The sequence below is a fragment of the Paenibacillus curdlanolyticus YK9 genome, from assembly GCF_000179615.1.
In the GTDB taxonomy this organism is placed as follows: domain Bacteria; phylum Bacillota; class Bacilli; order Paenibacillales; family Paenibacillaceae; genus Paenibacillus_T; species Paenibacillus_T curdlanolyticus.
On record NZ_AEDD01000005.1, the window covers coordinates 1 to 15,904 of the forward strand.

Annotated in this window: 11 protein-coding genes; 10 read left to right on the forward strand and 1 reads right to left on the reverse strand. The window is 54.2% G+C overall.

All coding sequences use genetic code 11. The features are described from left to right. Nucleotides 1–192 precede the first annotated feature (192 nt). The 10 genes from PAECUDRAFT_RS26360 (at nt 193) to PAECUDRAFT_RS10155 (ending at nt 14,798) form a co-directional block, all read left to right on the forward strand. Nucleotides 193–1,080, forward strand: a complete 888-nt coding sequence (locus PAECUDRAFT_RS26360; protein ID WP_233516749.1) for a hypothetical protein — start codon at nt 193–195, stop codon at nt 1,078–1,080. Next, a complete protein-coding gene (locus tag PAECUDRAFT_RS10115; protein WP_233516754.1) occupies nt 984–2,546 on the forward strand; it encodes a helix-turn-helix domain-containing protein in 1,563 nt (520 codons plus the stop codon). Before PAECUDRAFT_RS26360 ends, PAECUDRAFT_RS10115 begins: the two co-directional genes overlap by 97 nt. A 3-nt stretch (nt 2,547–2,549) precedes the next feature. After that, complete coding sequence (locus PAECUDRAFT_RS10120; RefSeq protein WP_006038021.1) at nt 2,550–4,331, forward strand: cache domain-containing sensor histidine kinase; 1,782 nt, start codon at nt 2,550–2,552, stop codon at nt 4,329–4,331. Nucleotides 4,332–4,344: 13 nt separating this feature from the next. Then, a complete protein-coding gene (locus tag PAECUDRAFT_RS10125) occupies nt 4,345–5,331 on the forward strand; it encodes a substrate-binding domain-containing protein (RefSeq protein WP_006038022.1) in 987 nt (328 codons plus the stop codon). A gap of 40 nt (nt 5,332–5,371) precedes the next feature. Continuing rightward, nucleotides 5,372–6,652, forward strand: coding sequence for an extracellular solute-binding protein (locus PAECUDRAFT_RS10130; protein ID WP_006038023.1), 1,281 nt, complete (start codon nt 5,372–5,374; stop codon nt 6,650–6,652). A 679-nt stretch (nt 6,653–7,331) separates the two neighbouring features. Continuing rightward, nucleotides 7,332–8,687 (forward strand): ABC transporter substrate-binding protein, encoded by a 1,356-nt coding sequence (locus PAECUDRAFT_RS10135; protein WP_006038025.1) that lies wholly within the window; start codon nt 7,332–7,334, stop codon nt 8,685–8,687. 90 nt (nt 8,688–8,777) lie between these two features. Beyond that, the gene (locus tag PAECUDRAFT_RS10140) at nt 8,778–9,680 is read left to right on the forward strand and encodes a carbohydrate ABC transporter permease (RefSeq protein WP_006038026.1); all 903 of its coding nucleotides are present in this window, start codon (nt 8,778–8,780) and stop codon (nt 9,678–9,680) included. Between the two features lie 14 nt (nt 9,681–9,694). Next, nucleotides 9,695–10,540: a carbohydrate ABC transporter permease gene (locus tag PAECUDRAFT_RS10145; protein ID WP_006038027.1), complete on the forward strand. Its 846-nt coding sequence runs from the start codon at nt 9,695–9,697 to the stop codon at nt 10,538–10,540. A 70-nt stretch (nt 10,541–10,610) separates the two neighbouring features. Further along, on the forward strand, nt 10,611–11,786 hold the full coding sequence (locus PAECUDRAFT_RS10150) for an MFS transporter (RefSeq protein ID WP_006038028.1): 1,176 nt from the start codon (nt 10,611–10,613) through the stop codon (nt 11,784–11,786). Nucleotides 11,787–12,356: 570 nt separating this feature from the next. Then, the gene (locus PAECUDRAFT_RS10155) at nt 12,357–14,798 is read left to right on the forward strand and encodes a DUF11 domain-containing protein (RefSeq protein ID WP_006038029.1); all 2,442 of its coding nucleotides are present in this window, start codon (nt 12,357–12,359) and stop codon (nt 14,796–14,798) included. Nucleotides 14,799–14,852: 54 nt separating this feature from the next. Here the strand turns inward: PAECUDRAFT_RS10155 and PAECUDRAFT_RS10160 are convergent. Then, nucleotides 14,853–15,904 (reverse strand): glycosyltransferase (locus PAECUDRAFT_RS10160; RefSeq protein WP_040712121.1); only part of this gene is annotated, 1,052 nt, incomplete at its 5' end.

A 15,904-nucleotide genomic window follows, 5' to 3' on the forward strand; every position in this document is an offset into this window, starting at 1 on the left:
GTTCAAAATCCCTTGGTTGCAATTCGCATAAGGGGTAACCGATTTGATGCTCAAAGGCTAATGGCTTATTTAAACTAATTGTTATTTTTCATCATGTATTTCAGCTTCACTGCATGCACGTTCATACATCGTTTTCACCCATTCTTCTAGTATGAAATATCCATATTATTAATATATCTCCTGAAAGTCGGTATGAACAGGACATCTGCTGCTAGCCCCTATTCGCACTGCCGCGTTCTGGCCGACCGGATAGCGAAGGTTTTTATTCTCTATTCGCACTTCGGCGCGCTAGCCAACCGGATAGCGAAGGTTTCTCTTCCCTATTCGCACTTCGGCACGCTGGCCGACCGGATAGCGAAGGTTTTTATTCCCTATTCGCACTTCGGCGCGCTAGCCAACGGGATAGCGAAGGTTTCTCTTCCCTATTCGCACTTCAGCACGCTGGCTAACCGGACAGCGAAGGTTTTTCTTTCCTATTCGCACTTCGGCGCGCTAGCCAACGGGATAGCGAAGGTTTCTCTTCCCTATTCGCACTTCAGCACGCTGGCTAACCGGACAGCGAAGGTTTTTCTTTCCTATTCGCACTTCGGCGCGCTGGCCAACCGGATAGCGAAGGTTTCTCTTCTCTATTCGCACTTCGGCACGCTAACCAACCGGATAGCGAAGGTCTTTCTTTCCTATTCGCACTTCGGCACGCTAACCAACCGGACAGCGAAGGTTTTTCTTTCCTATTCGCACTTCGGCGCGCTAACCAACCGGATAGCGAAGGTTTCTCTTCCCTATTCACACTTCGGCACGCTAGCCGACCGGATAGCGAAGGTTCCCCCTTCTCTATTCGCACTCCAAATCCACTTGTCTATTTTGGTCATAGACGCGCCTCGCGCCCATCGGCTAATCTATACATGCGGGAGGTCGAAGCACCTATGTATAAAGCGATTATCGTTGACGACGAAGCCGTCGTTCGCGTTGGACTTAAGAATACGATTAATTGGAACGAGCACGGCTTTGAGCTTATCGGGGACTATGCGAACGGCAGAGATGCCTGGGAAGCGGTCGAGCTGCATAAGCCGGACCTCGTGATTTCTGACATTAGCATGCCGTTCATGGACGGGCTGGAGCTTGCTGGATTAATATCCGCGAGCTTTCCGTATATTAAAGTTATTATTCTGACGGGGTATGATGAATTCGATTACGCCCAGCAGGCGCTGCGGCTGAAAGTGTCGGACTTTATTTTGAAACCGATTACGGCGCGGGAAATCCGCCAGCTGCTGGACAAGGTTCGCGCCGAAATGGACGAGGAGCGGCAGCGCCATGAGAATCTAAGCAGCCTGCAGGACCAACTGAAGCAAAGCGTCCCTTTGCTGAGGGAACGTTTTCTGGAGCGGCTCGTTGTCGTTGGCCTTAGCAAAACCGAGATTAACGACCGTTTTGCTTATTTCGGCTTGGCCCCGCTTGCCGCGCGCTCTCTGGTTATGGTCGTCGATATCGACGATTTTGGAGACCGGGAGCTGCTCTCGTACGAGCATGACGTCGAGTTTCTGCGGTTTGCGGCTTTTAATATTTTCGAAGAGATCGCCGAGAAGGAGCAGGCCATCCTCTTCCGTACGCGGGAGGAACGGATGGTTGCAATCGTGACCAGCCACGACGACGACGAAAGCCTGCTGTACGAGTCGGCCTTCCGACTTGCGGAAGATGTGCGCCATCAGATCGAGAAGTACCTGAAATTTACGGTGACGATCGGCATTGGCCGCGTCAGCTTGTCGCCCGATATGCTGCCGGCCGCATTCAAAAGCGCGCTGTCGGCGCTCGACTACCGATTCCTCTTCGGCAAAAACCGCGTGCTGAGCATTCTCGACCTTGAGGGCAAGCCCGCGCTGGCTTCGCCGCCAAGCTTGAATTGGGATCGCAGCCTCGTCTCAGCCGTCAAATCGGGCTCCTTCGAGGAGGCGCAGCAGCTGATCGCGCAAGGCATCCTGGAGCTGAAGAAGGCGCTGGTGCCGATTGAAACCTGCTTCCTTCAGATGCAGAGGGTCGTCCTTTCGCTTATGAACGCGATCCAGGAGGTCATTCCCGCGGACCGGGAAACCTCCCTCGACAGCCAAATGATGCTGATGGACGTGTACCGTTTTAAGACGCTGGATGAAATCGAAGGCTGGCTGAAGCAGGTCGTCCGCGCCGTAATGGCCGAAATCGCGGATAACCGCAATCATTTCACGAATTCGCAGGTCCGCCGCGCGGTCGAATACATCGAGACGAATTATGCCAATGACAAAATGTCGCTCCAGGAGATTTGCCGCCACGTGCTGATGAGCACCAGCTACTTCAGCCTCGTGTTCAAGCAGCACACCGGGGAGACGTTCATCGAATATTTGACCGGCGTCCGCATCACTAAAGCGAAGGATTTGCTCCAGACGACCAGCTTGAAGTTTTACGAAATCGCCGAGCGCGTCGGTTATGGCGACCCTAACTATTTCAGCATCTTGTTCAAGAAGCATGTCGGCATGACGCCGAAAGACTACAGGGAGAACAAAGGGAGCGGATCATAGCCTATGAGTAGAGATCGCTTGCGCTATCCCCTGTTTCCGCTCAAAAGCATCCAGTCCAGCATTTCGTTCGCGTTCTCCTGCCTGATTCTCGTTGCGATTGTCTCCACCAGCCTGATCAGCTACCAGCTGTCCGTCAAGGCGGTGGAGAAAAACGCGCAAGGCTATATCGAGGAAATTATCAAGCAAGTAAACACCAATATTCAGTCCTATGTCGACAACATGGAGAACATCTCGCTGCTCGCCATGACGAACAAGGACGTCAAATATTACATTTCCGACAACAACTTCATTGACTCGGAAGGGCTGCGGACGTATGAGAAACGGATCTCCGACCTGTTTCAGGCCATTCTCTATACCCGCAAGGATATTGCGAACATTATGGTGTTCGGCTACAACGGACGGTTCGTCTCGGACAGGCGGATTACGCCGCTGAACCCGAACGCCAAGCTGAAGGAGCAATCCTGGTATGCGGACGCCCGGGCGGCTGGCGGCAAGTCTGTCATCTCCGCGCCCCATGTGCAGAACATCATCAAGAACGAATACCGCTGGGTCGTCTCCTTGAGCCGCGAGCTGAAGAGCACGGACGGCATTACCGCCGAAGGCGTTTTTCTCGTCGATCTGAACCTGAACGTCATCAACGATCTAGCCAGCAATATTAACTTGGGCCAAAAAGGCTACGTGTTCATCGTCGACGACAAAGGGAACATCGTCTACCATCCCCAGCAGCAGCTGATCAACAGCAATCTGCGCACGGAGCTCATCCCGGAGGTGACGGCGGCAAAGAGCGGCACGTCCTTTATTGCCGATGACGAGGAAGGCAAGCGCATCTATTCCGTACAAAATACGAATTTCGGCTGGAAAATCGTCGGGGTGGCGTATACGGACGAGCTGATCGCGAGCAAAGCGTCGTTGCGCAATTCGATTCTGCTATATGCGCTGTGCGGGCTTGCGGTTTCGCTCGTTATCTCCATCTGGCTATCCCATCGCTTCTCGAAGCCGATCAAGGATTTGCAGGCGGATATGAAGCTCGTCGAGCGGGGCAACTTCGACATCCAGACCGAGATTGGTCAGATGAACGAGATCGGGCAGCTCGGCCGTACCTTCAACATGATGGTGGGCCGAATCAAGACGCTGATGCAGGAGATTATCCAAAATCAAGAAACGAAGCGCAAGAGCGAGCTCCAGCTGCTGCAGGCGCAGATTAACCCGCATTTTCTCTATAATACGCTCGATTCCATCGTCTGGATGGCCGAGCAGAAGCAGCACGAGGAAGTCGTCCTCATGACGTCGGCGCTGGCCAAGCTGTTCCGGGCAAGCATTACGAAGGACAAAGAGCTGATCCCGATTCGAATTGAAGCGGAGCATATTAAGAACTATTTGCTCATTCAGAAAATGCGCTACGACAGCCAGCTCGATTATGAAATCGACTTTGCCGACGAGATTATGGGCTATAAGACGCTCAAAATTTTGCTGCAGCCGTTCGTCGAAAACGCCATTTATCATGGTATCCGCCATAATCCGGAGAAAGGCTTCATCACCGTGCGCGGCAGGAAGCACAGCGATCATATCGCATTCGAGGTCGAGGATAACGGCCAAGGGATGACGCCGGAGCAGCTGCATCGCCTGCTGCTGCCTTACGAAGAAGATAACCGCAACAAAGGGATCGGCGTCCGCAATGTGAACGAACGGATTCAGCTCTATTTTGGACATGAATACAGCGTTCAAATTCGCAGCGAGCTCGAGGTCGGAACGTGCGTGACGATCCGAATCCCTATTCTCGATTAAAAGGACGAAGCCTATGCGCAAGCATCGTTTTATGCTATTGCTCGTTTTATGTCTCGTTACCGCTGTCGTTTATGCCAGCTTCTCCTTAAAGCTGTTCGACGTTGCGGATAACGGCAATCGAACCGTCACCGTCGTGCTTAAGACGCAAAATGTGCGCTCCGATTATTGGCAGACAGCCAATATGGGCGCCCAGACGGCAGCCAAGGAGCTCGGCGTCAAGCTCGATTTGCAAGGCCCGCTGCAGGAGACGGATGCGGATGCCCAAATTCTTGCCCTGCAAGATGCGATCGACCGCAAGCCGGATGCCATCGTCGTCGCGCCTATCGAGGACCCCCGGATGCCCGCCGTGCTTGAGGACATTACCGAAGCCGGCATCCAACTCGTCGTTATGGATACGCCGCTGCCGGTCAAGCGAATGCCCGCCGTCGTATCCAGCAATCACGAGCAAGCTGGACGATTAGCCGGGGAGACGATTGCAAGCCTGACGAAGAGCAAGCCAGTTGTTGCGATCCTGAGCGACTCGCCCGATTCTCTCGTATCTGCAAAACGGTATGAAGGCATCGGTCAAGCGCTGAAGCCGTATGCGGACAGCGTATTCGGCAGCTACTACTGCGGCGATTCAGAAGAGAAGGCTTACGAGACGGCACTTTCGCTGCTTCAGCTGAATCCCGAGATTAACGCGTTCATCACGCTGAACGAAGCGACGACGCTTGGCGCAGCCAAAGCGCTCAAGGAGATGGGGGCGTCGAGCGCGCACAAGCTGATCGGCTTCGACAGCTCCATCTATGAAATCCAGCTGCTTGATGAAGGAACGGTAAGCGCCCTTGTCGTACAGAAGCCATTCAATCTCGGCTACTTGGGCGTCAAGACAGCCATGAAGCTCGTAAACGGCAGCAAGTCGGTCCGAACGACGTTGATCGACTCCACCGTCGTCACGCGCGACAACATGAGCCTGCCAGAAAATCAGAAGCTGCTGTTCCCATTCACCGTCATTGAATAGCAATCGATTCATTATCCGCCGGGGAGGTGACTTATATTCCATGTTCCGTCGTCTGAAGAAACCAACCGTGCTGCTGCTTTCCTTGCTTTCCCTGTCGGCACCGCTCGCCGCCTGCTCGAAGGACGACGACCAGCCGGCCGCACCCATACAGGAGAAGCGCGCATTGATTCGATTCGTCGCATCCGAGTACAGCACGGAGACAAAGCCGATTCTCGAGAAGCTAGTACGAGAGTTTGAATTGAAAAACCCGCTGATCGACATCGATTTGCAAGTCGCCAACTGGGATATTCTCGACGGCATCTACACGACGATGATCAGCCAGAACCAGCCGCCGGATTTGCTCAACACGAACGTCTACGCACATTTTGCGCAGGACGGCTTGCTGAACGATTTTAACGAAATCCTATCGCCCGAACTGAAAAACAAGCTGTATCCTAATCTGATGGAGATGGACCGGATCGATGGACATCAATATGCAATTCCTTACGTCGCGTCCATCCGCAGTTTGTATTACAATCGGGAGCTGTTCCGCCAAGCCGGCATCATCGAGCCTCCCGACACTTGGTCCGAGCTCAAACGTGACTCGGAGAAAATTAAAGCAGGCGGCAAAGCCTCCGGTTTCGGCGTCGATCTGACGGACAACGAGACGCAAGCGTACTTGTCCTACTTCTTCTTCGGGGCCGGAGGCGGCTGGATTAAAGACGGCAAATGGACGATTAACTCCCCTGCCAACGTGGAAGGCTTAACCTTCCTGAAGGAGATGTACGACGCCGGCCTGACCGATCCCGAGCCGACGGTTACGACGCGCGATGAGAAGCAGCGCATCCTCGGCGACGGCAAGCTCGCCATGATGATTTCCGGCAACTACTTCACATCGGTCGTGCCCAAGGAGTTCCCGAATCTGCAATGGAACGTAGGCCCTGTTCCGGTCAAGGACGGCCATCCTCCAATCTCATTCGGGGTGCATGACGTGCTGGTATCCTTCAAGACCGATCATACGGACAAGAAGGCGCTGTCCACCTTCATCGACTACTTGTACGATGATCCCTCCTATCGGGAAATGATCGAGCGCGAGGGCTTCCTGCCGACGAACTCACAGGTCGGCGTCCAGCTCGCCGCTCGGGACGCCACGATGCGAGCGAACCTTGATGCGCTTAGCAAAGCAAAGTTCTATCCCGTCCAGGAGCCGGCATGGCAAGCGGTCATGGACTACACCCGCAAGCTCGGCGATGCCGTCCTGTACAATCACCTTGAGCCGAAGAAAGCGCTGGATGAGCTGCAGCATTTTGCCGAGGCGCGCAGCGCGCAATACTTGAAGTAAAGGGGTGTCTCCGAAGCCGCGACGGCTGAGGGGCACTCCTTTTTTTTTTTGCGCTGCAGCGGTTGGCGTTGTGGTTGAGTGCGGACTGCGGGCGGACATGCTGTTGGATGCGTGTGGGACGTACGGATGGCGTTCGGGACGGACGGGTGCTGAGCGACATGTGGATGGGTGAATGCGTCCGGGACGGGCGGGCCGCGGACGGGGGTACGTCGTTTTCCGGTGGCGTTGGTGCTTGCAGCCGCCTGCTCATTGCAGTTTGTACAATCGAATCAACGCATGCAGCGGAAGTGAGAAGGTATCCTTGCATTTTGTACAACGGGAACGGTGGTTTGCTCTGTTTTAAGCGCATAGCATCTCTTTCTGGATCGTATCTCGTTGCATGAACTGCAATGGGATCCCCCGGGACGGACCGTTCCTACCTTTCTCGTTGTACAAAGTGCAACGGCAGGGCAATACCCTAGCAGGAAGAACCTGCTCCCGCGCTGGATTGCTACCTGTTGTAACGATTGTGCCCCTTCAGAGAAACGGCAGGGCAATCTTCCACAAAAAGAAAATAACAAAGAATTCGTGGAAGATATTCGATAGAGGGTTTCTCCCAATATCCCTATGATGAGAGTAAGCGTAACAGCTCGCTAGAAACGAGAAAAACGCACACTCAATTTGGGGAGGGTTTGCATTCATGATGATCAAGAACAAGTTTGCAGCGATGAGCCTGGCCGTCGTACTGGCGACAATGACACTTGCCGGATGCGGTTCCGACAAAGAGAAAGCGACCGACACGCCATCAACCAACGAGCCGGCAGCGGACACGTCCACGAACGAGTCCAGCGGCGACAAGAAGCTGACTGGCGACTTTGAAATCCAGTATTTCGTCGGCGGCTACGGCGACAAGTGGTGGAAAAAAGTCATTGCCGATTTCCAAGCAGCCAATCCCGATCTGAACATCAAAGAAATGAGCGGCCCGAAAATCAACGAACAAAACAAACCCCGTTGGATCGGCGGCAACCCGCCTGACTTCGTCTACATCGACGGTCCAGAGCTGAACGACCGCCAAATGGTCGAAGACGGCCAACTGGAGGATCTGACCGAGTGGCTGAAAACGGGCACGAACGTTGATGGCGACAACATTCTGGATCTCCTGACGCAAGCGCCGCAGCAATACGACGGCAAAATCTACAACATCCCGCTCGTCCTGAACTCGTGGGGCATCTTCTGGAACAAAGCGCTCTTCAAGGAAAAAGGCTGGCAAGAGCCGCAAAACTACGCGGACTTCCTGAAGGTCAGCGAACAAATCAAAGCAGCAGGCGTCACGCCATTCATCCATACCGGCAAATATCCGTACTACATCAACGGCGCAGTCCTCTACCCAGCCATCGTATCGGCGAACAACGGCGACTTCACCGTGCTGCAGGACATGGCGGCTAACAAAGTAGAAGCGTTCAACAGCCCAGCCGTACTCGGCGCGCTGAACAAGATCGTCGAAATGCGCGACAAAGGCTTCATCGACAAAGCGTCGATCCAGATCAACCATACCGATTCGCAAATGCTGTTCCTGCAAAATAAAGATGCGTTCATCCCGAACGGCCTCTGGCTCCCGAATGAAATGTCGAAGGACATTCCAAGCGGCTTCGACTTCGGCTTCATCCCTTCGGTGATGCAGGATGCAGGCCAGAAGGTTGTCGCGAATACATCCACTGCTACAGTAGCTATCGCGAAAAACGGCAAAAACAAAGAAGCTGCCAAAGCGTTCCTGCAATTCATCTTCTCGAAAGCGCAAGCTTCCCAATGGGCAGAGCTGAGCGGCTCGCCATCGAACATCAAAGGCGACATCAGCGCATCCAACGCGCCTAACTTCGTCAAAGATGCTGCGAAATATTTGAACGACGCGAACACGATCGTCATCCCGACGATTACGTTCAACGCGGACGTGGACAAAGCGATGCAGGATGCAACGGATGCGCTCACGATCGCGAAAATCACGCCGGAGGAATGGATTTCCCGCGTAACTGATGTCGTCAAAAAGGTCGCAAAATAATCGCGGACTCGGATTCGCACGAGAACAAGCGAAGGATGATCGGGCGCTCCCGATCATCCTTCACGAATTTATGGGAAGGCGGTCGGTGTCATGAATACAGGCAGCGCCAAATGGCAAAGAACCTTATTTATTGCATCTTTCATTGTTCCGACACTCGCATTTTTTAGTCTGTTCACCATCTATCCGGTCGCCAAGGGCCTGTATTACTCGCTCTTCGACTGGTCCGGCATGTCGCAGGACAAGGAATTTATCGGGCTCGACAACTTCAAAGCGCTGTTCCAAGATCCGATCGTCTGGCGGGCGATTGGCAACGATTATTTTCTCGTGCTGGGCAAAATCATCGGCATTATGCTGCTCGCGACCTTCTTCGCGGTTTCGCTAACCCGCTTTAATTTCAAACTGGCCGGCTTCATGCGGTCGATTTTCTTCATTCCGAACGTTATTTCCGTAGTCGTCATCGGCGTGCTGTGGAGCTTCATATACAATCCGCAAATCGGCTTCCTTAATGCGTTCCTGTCCCTCTTCACCGAGGACAAAGTGACCATTGCATGGCTCGGATTTATGAACCATACGATTTGGATGCTGCTCCCGCCTGCGATTTGGGCCGGCATCGGATTTTATATGATTTTGCTGATCGCCGCGATTCAGAACATCCCGGCTTCTTACTTCGAAGCGGCTGAGCTGGAAGGCGCTGGTCAGTGGAAGCAGTTCCGCTCCATTACCCTCCCCCTCATCTGGGAGCAGATGAAAGTGTCGATCCTGAACATTATGATGACGACGCTGAACGGCTCATTCGTCATCGTCTGGATTATGACCGAGGGAGGACCCGACAACAGTACGCAGGTTATGGGCTCTTATCTCTACCAAATGGCTTTCCGGCAATATCATTTCGGCTTCGCCGCCGCAATCGGCGTACTCATACTGGTACTCTCGCTCATTACGACGGTTGTGCTGCAGCGACTGCTTCGCCATGAGACTGTCGAGCTTAGCTAAGGAGGACGAGCAACATGAACAACGGCATTCGCAACCCTGTCGCCAAAACGATTTTCTACCTGATTCTCATCGGCTGGAGCATATTGGTGCTCTATCCGCTGCTCTGGACGCTGCTGGACTCGCTGAAGGACAACGAGCAATTTTTCCGCCATCTGCCTTGGGCGCTGCCGGAAGCTCCGCTGCTGTGGAGCAACTTCTCCTATGTGTGGAGCAGGTATCATTTTGACACCTATTTCGTTAACTCGATCATCGTAACGCTCGGCTCTACCTTGCTGGGGCTGCTGCTCGCCGCGACAACGGCCTACGTGCTTGCACGCTACAAATTCCGTGGAAGCAACGCGCTTTACCTGTTGTATATTGCATCGATGATGGTTCCGTTCGTCCTAGCGCTTATTCCGCTCTTCTTCCTAATGAACAGCCTGAATCTGGTGAATTCCAAAACCGGCCTGATCCTGGTGTACACGTCCAGCGTGCTTGCCTTCGGCATCTTCGTGCTCGTCGGCTTCTTCAAGTCGCTGCCTAAGGAGCTTGAGGAAGCGGCTATCGTGGACGGCGCGTCCCATTACGGCACCTTCTTCCGCATCATGCTGCCGCTGTCGCAGCCGGGCCTGATTACGGTCGGCATCGTCAACGTCCTGAACATTTGGAATGAATATATCGTCGGCACCATACTCATTAACGACCCGAGCCAGTACACACTGCCCGTCGAGATCGGCGTCATGCAGGCAGAGATGCAGTATCGCACCGAGTGGGGGCCGCTCTTCGCCGCGTTGTTCATCACCATCGTTCCCGTGCTGCTCCTGTATATTATCTTCCAGCGCAAAATCGCCAGCGGCATCACGGCCGGTGCAGTCAAATAAGCGTATCATCGTGTGGCCCCGCCAGTGCTAACGCTGATGCGGAAGCCATAACATGCAGAAGGTGCCTCTCATGTCGAAGAAAATGAAAAAATTGCTCGCGATGAATACGGTAAGCTCGATTATCGCGATCTATATCGGATTGTTCGTTAACCTGTACCTGTGGGAGCAGACCCACAGCATCGCCGAATTATCGCTCTACAATCTATCCATGTTTATTAGCTGGGGCATTGCCTTCACCGCTACCGCCAAGCTGCTCACGCGATTTACGATCCGTTTGCCGCTTGGCGTTTCCGCCGTTTGCGGGGGCATAGCTTTCGCTTATTTGCAATATGCGCACTTGGAGCCGAGATGGGCATGGATCGTTATCCTCGGCATTCCTATTGGCGCGATGTTCGGCTTCAGCACGGCGGCGCAAAATTTAAGCATCGCGCTTAGCGGCAAAAGCAGCGAGCTCTCGCCCTACTTCGCCGCAGTCAGCATTATTGGGCAGGTGCTGTCCATCGCCGTGCCGTTCGCTGCTGCGCAGGTCATTAATGGCTTCGGCTACGGCGGCTCCTTCGCGCTGATGCTTGTATTTCTCGTGCTCATGCTCGTTTTCTCTGCTTTCATTCCGCGCATGAAGCTTCCTGCTCCCCAAGGGGAAGCCGAACGCGCCGACCATGGCAAATTCCGCTTCCGCCTTGCATTCGGCCAGCCCGGTGCCAAGTGGATGCTGCTCTCCATGCTCGCCGCCGGCATTTTTCTGCAATTTCAGAACCTGTTCACGCTGCTGTTCACTTTCTCCGTAACGGAAAACAAGGTGCTGATCGCCCTCCTCAACATGCTGTATACGCTGAGCGCGGTCGGCGGGCTTTGGGTATATCGGAAATACAGGATTCATGAAATCCGGTGGCTTTGGATGGGTGCGGGACTGCTGGCCGTCGGCTTCGTCATCGTCCTGTTCCGGCATCCAGCTGCCTTGGTTGTATCGAATGTGCTGACTGCCGTCGGCATGTTTTACTTCACGACTGTCTGGAATGCCCAGCAGTTCCGCTTCATCCAGCCAGCGGGCGCCATTCGGCAGACGTCCTTTCTCGTGTGGCGGGAGAATATATTGGTCGCGACTCGCTGCTTGCTGCTCGTGTTAACGTTCCAGCTGACGGAGCTGCACGGCGTTTGGTTCGTCATGATTATTAGCTTCACGGTGTGCTGCCTGATGCTGATTCCGTTGTTCCAGCATCTTGCGTTACGCGGGCGGGAGGAGTAGGGGGGGAATAGGGAAGAAAACACTTCCCTATTCCCGACTTCTCACCCTTTGCTCGCATTTAGGAAACAAAAACCTTCCCTACTCTCAACTTCCCACCCTATGCTCGCATTTAGAGAAGAAAAACCTTCCCTATTTCCGCCTTCCCGCCTCCCGCTCGCATTTAGGAAACAAAAACCTTCCCTATTCCCAACTTCGCGCCCTTCGCACGCATTTAGGGAACAAAGACCTTCCATATTCCCGACTTCCCGCCCTTCGCACGCATTTAGAGAAGAAAATTCTCCCCTATTCCCGACTTCCCGCCCTTCGCACGCATTTAGAGAAGAAAATTCTTCCATATTCCCAACTTCTCACCCTCTGCCCGCATTTAGAGAAGAAAATTCTCTCCTATTCCCGACTTCCCGCCCTTCGCACGCATTTAGGGAAGAAAATTGTTCCCTATTCCCGTCGCCACCACCACTCCATCTGGCATCCTCCCAAACCTTTCATTTTGTACAAGCTCATACAAGCACCTACGCACTCCCCCAAACATATGGTTGAAACGGAGCATCTTTTTAAAACCGGGGTGATAAAGTGCCTTTCATACTTCGATTCAGCGGCAATGATGCCGGGGCGATCACGTTTACAGGCAATACGCTAGGGCTCAGCCGGTCGTCCACAGAAGGCGTGCCCGGCACTCGCGACTATATTGGAGCTTTCGTAACCATTGATACGTCGATGCAATTCGGCAGCTACCCGCCAGGCACGACCTCCGACTTCAACCTGAACAGCGCCAGCGCCATTCTCGATCTGCCCGCGGACAGCGAGGTCCTCTATGCGGAGCTCGTATGGGCCGGCACTTATGCCGTCACGAATGGAACGAACAATTACTTTGCTTTTATTGATAAGCCGGTCACCCTGACGACTCCTCAAGGGGTAACCACCAGCATTACGCCGGACCCGGTCACCGCGCAAATTTCTCATCGTAATGCCACGGACAACTACTTCCGCTCCGCCAACGTCACCTCCCTCATTCAGGCGGGCGGCGCCGGTACGTATACGGTCGGAAGCGTAGTCGGCAATATCGACTTCGGCAATAGTACCGCCAACAGCTGTGGCTGGACCCTCTGCGTCATCTATGAAGACACGGCTATGCCATTCCGAAATTTGAGTCTCAACGTAGGCATTGTCGAGATCGCAACCGGAAGTGACCCCTCCGTTACAACCTCTTTATCCGGCTTCGCCACACCGATTGATGGGCCAGTCAGCGGACGCATGGCGCTATGCGCTCAGGACGGGGATGCCAACAAGGTCGGAGACCAAGTACTGTTTGGCCCCAGTGAAGCGACCCTGACGGTGCTCTCCGGCCCTAACAACTTCGCGAATAACTTCTTTGCCTCGCAAATCAATGACGACAGCGGCAATCTGGACACCTCGGGAACATTTGGCGACCGCAACCAAATTAACGGGGAGCCCGGCACCCAAATCGTCGGCGGCAGACAGAGCTGGGACATTACGAACGTCGATATTTCGAGCACGCTGCAAAATAACCAGACCACTGCCGCATTCCAAATCCGAACGACAAATGACGGCTACTCGGTTATCGCGGTCGGGATCTATATCGACATCAACTCACCGCGCCTTACGGTCGACAAAAGCGTGGATTTGGACTCCGCTGAGATCGGGCAGATTTTGACCTATACGGTCGCGATCAGCAACTCAGGCACCGTGTCTGCCGATGCGATGTTTCTGCTGGACAGCCTTCCTAACGATACGGTATTCGTGCCAGGAAGCATTACCGTTAATGGCGAGCTAGTACCGGGCGATCCCATTGCCGGCATTAGCTTAGGCTCCTTGGCGCCTGATCAAACGATCATTGTCACCTATCAAGCACTCGTCATCTCCTTTCCCGAGGACGGCTTGATCCGCAATCAAGCGGTTATCCTCTTCGAATATCAAAGCATCGCCGGCGGGGAAATCAACACAGGCGATATTCCTTCCAATGAAGTCGTTACGCCGATCATACCGCCAAACTACAATCTCGGAATCATAAAACGTGCGAATCGGACGACCGCAGCTGCCGGAGAAACGATACTGTACACCATTACGGTCACCAATTTATCCAATGCTCCGCTCACCAATGTGAGGGTCACCGACGCAGCGCTCTCGTTCGAACAAACCATCCCGCTTCTTCAAACGGGGGAATCGAAAACCTTCAGCGTGCCATTCACCGTCCCGTCCGGTACGCCGGGCAACACTCGCTTGGTGAACACCGCCGCTGCGCTATCCAACCAGACAGGTCAGGTCTCGGATTCCGCATCTGTCATCGTGCCGCCGCTTGCCGATTTGAAGATGACCAAGACGGCCGACCGGACGACCGCAGCTCCGGGAGACACCATCACCTATACGATTCAGGTTACAAATACGGGCAACGTCCCCTTGGTCGGAATCAATGTAACCGACCCGCTGCTGGGATTCGTGGAGACGATCAGCATTCTGGCGCCCGGGCAGACAGTGGTCGTTCGACGTCCATACGTAGTGCCACTGGATGCAGCCAACGGCTCCGTCATCTCCAATATCGCTACGGCCGTCTCCACCGAGTCGCCGCCTGCAAGTGACAAAGAGGAGGTCACCGTTATTCCTCCGCCTGTTACTGTCCTGAAATCCGCTTCCTCGAGCGAGGTCGCGGTAGGAGATACAATCACCTACACGATTGTCATTGCCAACCGGGGACAGACCACGCTGATCGGCTTGCGGTTGTCCGATGTTTTGCCGAAACCGTTAGTATTCATTCCCGGAAGCGTTAAGGTTAACGGGCGCCGGCGACCCGGGGCGAGCTCCGAGGAAATCACGCTCGGTCCTCTCGACCCGGGCGAAGAAATCAGAGTCTCGTTCCTCGCTCGTCCGGAGCAGCTAACCGAAGACGAGAAGGTATCCAATCAGGCTACCATAACGTTTCAGGTCGTTGTGACAGGGCCGACCTTCCAGGTCGATTCGAACCGGGTGGAGGTAGAGTTAAAGGAAGAAGAGGAATAGCGCACCACAACAAAGCCGTGCTCACCCGCTTGGGGTGCAGCACGGCTTTCGGTGCTACCGAGCATCCTGCTTCATCCGGCGCCGCAGCTTTAGGGCGGCAGCCTTCCTGCTGCGCATCGGAGCCGCACACAGCCGTTCCACATGCTGATCGAACGCCGCTGCCAGCACGCCATACTGAAATTGCGCTTTTGCACGCTTGTAGCCCGCTTCAACTAACCGCCGCCGAAGCTCCTCGTCCTTGGCCAGACGAACGATGCTTTCCGTAATCTCGGCATGGGCATTCGGATTTACGAGAATACCGGTCTTCCCATCCAGTACCGCCTCTAGCGCGCCGCCGGAACGACCCGCAATAACAGGCACGCCCGCCGAAGCTGCCTCCAGATAGACGATGCCGAATCCTTCCGCGTCTCCCTTCTCCAGCTCGCGGGACACCATAATAAACTGATGGGCCAAATTATAATACGCATTCAGGCTGTCATTGCCGCTTACGCTGCCCAAAAATAATACCGAATCCGCAACGCCCACCGTCCTCGCCAAATGCTCCAAACGGGCACGCTCCGGACCGTCGCCAGCGATGACGTACATCGCATTAGGCAGCTGCTTCAGCACCTCGGGCATCGATTCGATGACCCGATCATGGCCTTTGCGCGTCACAAGCCGCCCAACGGATAAGATGACATACTTGCCTTCCAAGCCGTGCTGCCTTACCAGCTCCTCATTCACGGCTTGCCGTTCAAAAACCGCCTCTACGCCAGGGTATACCATGCTGATTCGAGAGGGATGCACCCCGTATTCCTCCACCAGCTTCGTTGTATAGACGCTATTGGTCAGCACGCCATCCGCGTTCACCAATATGAGCTTGACGATATAATTGAGGCCGATAAATCGGCGGAACAGCAGCATATCCATTCCATGCGTGGAAATCATGTAACGCCGCCCGCTGAATATGCGGAACAGCAGTCCAATGAACCCGATCAGCACATAGCCATATACCGTCACATCCGGCTCGCCTTTCTTCAGCAGCGTTCTCACATGGCGAAAAAGCCGTCCCCAGCTCAAGAAATGGGTACGCTCGCCGCGCATGAACGAGCCTCGAACAATTCGGA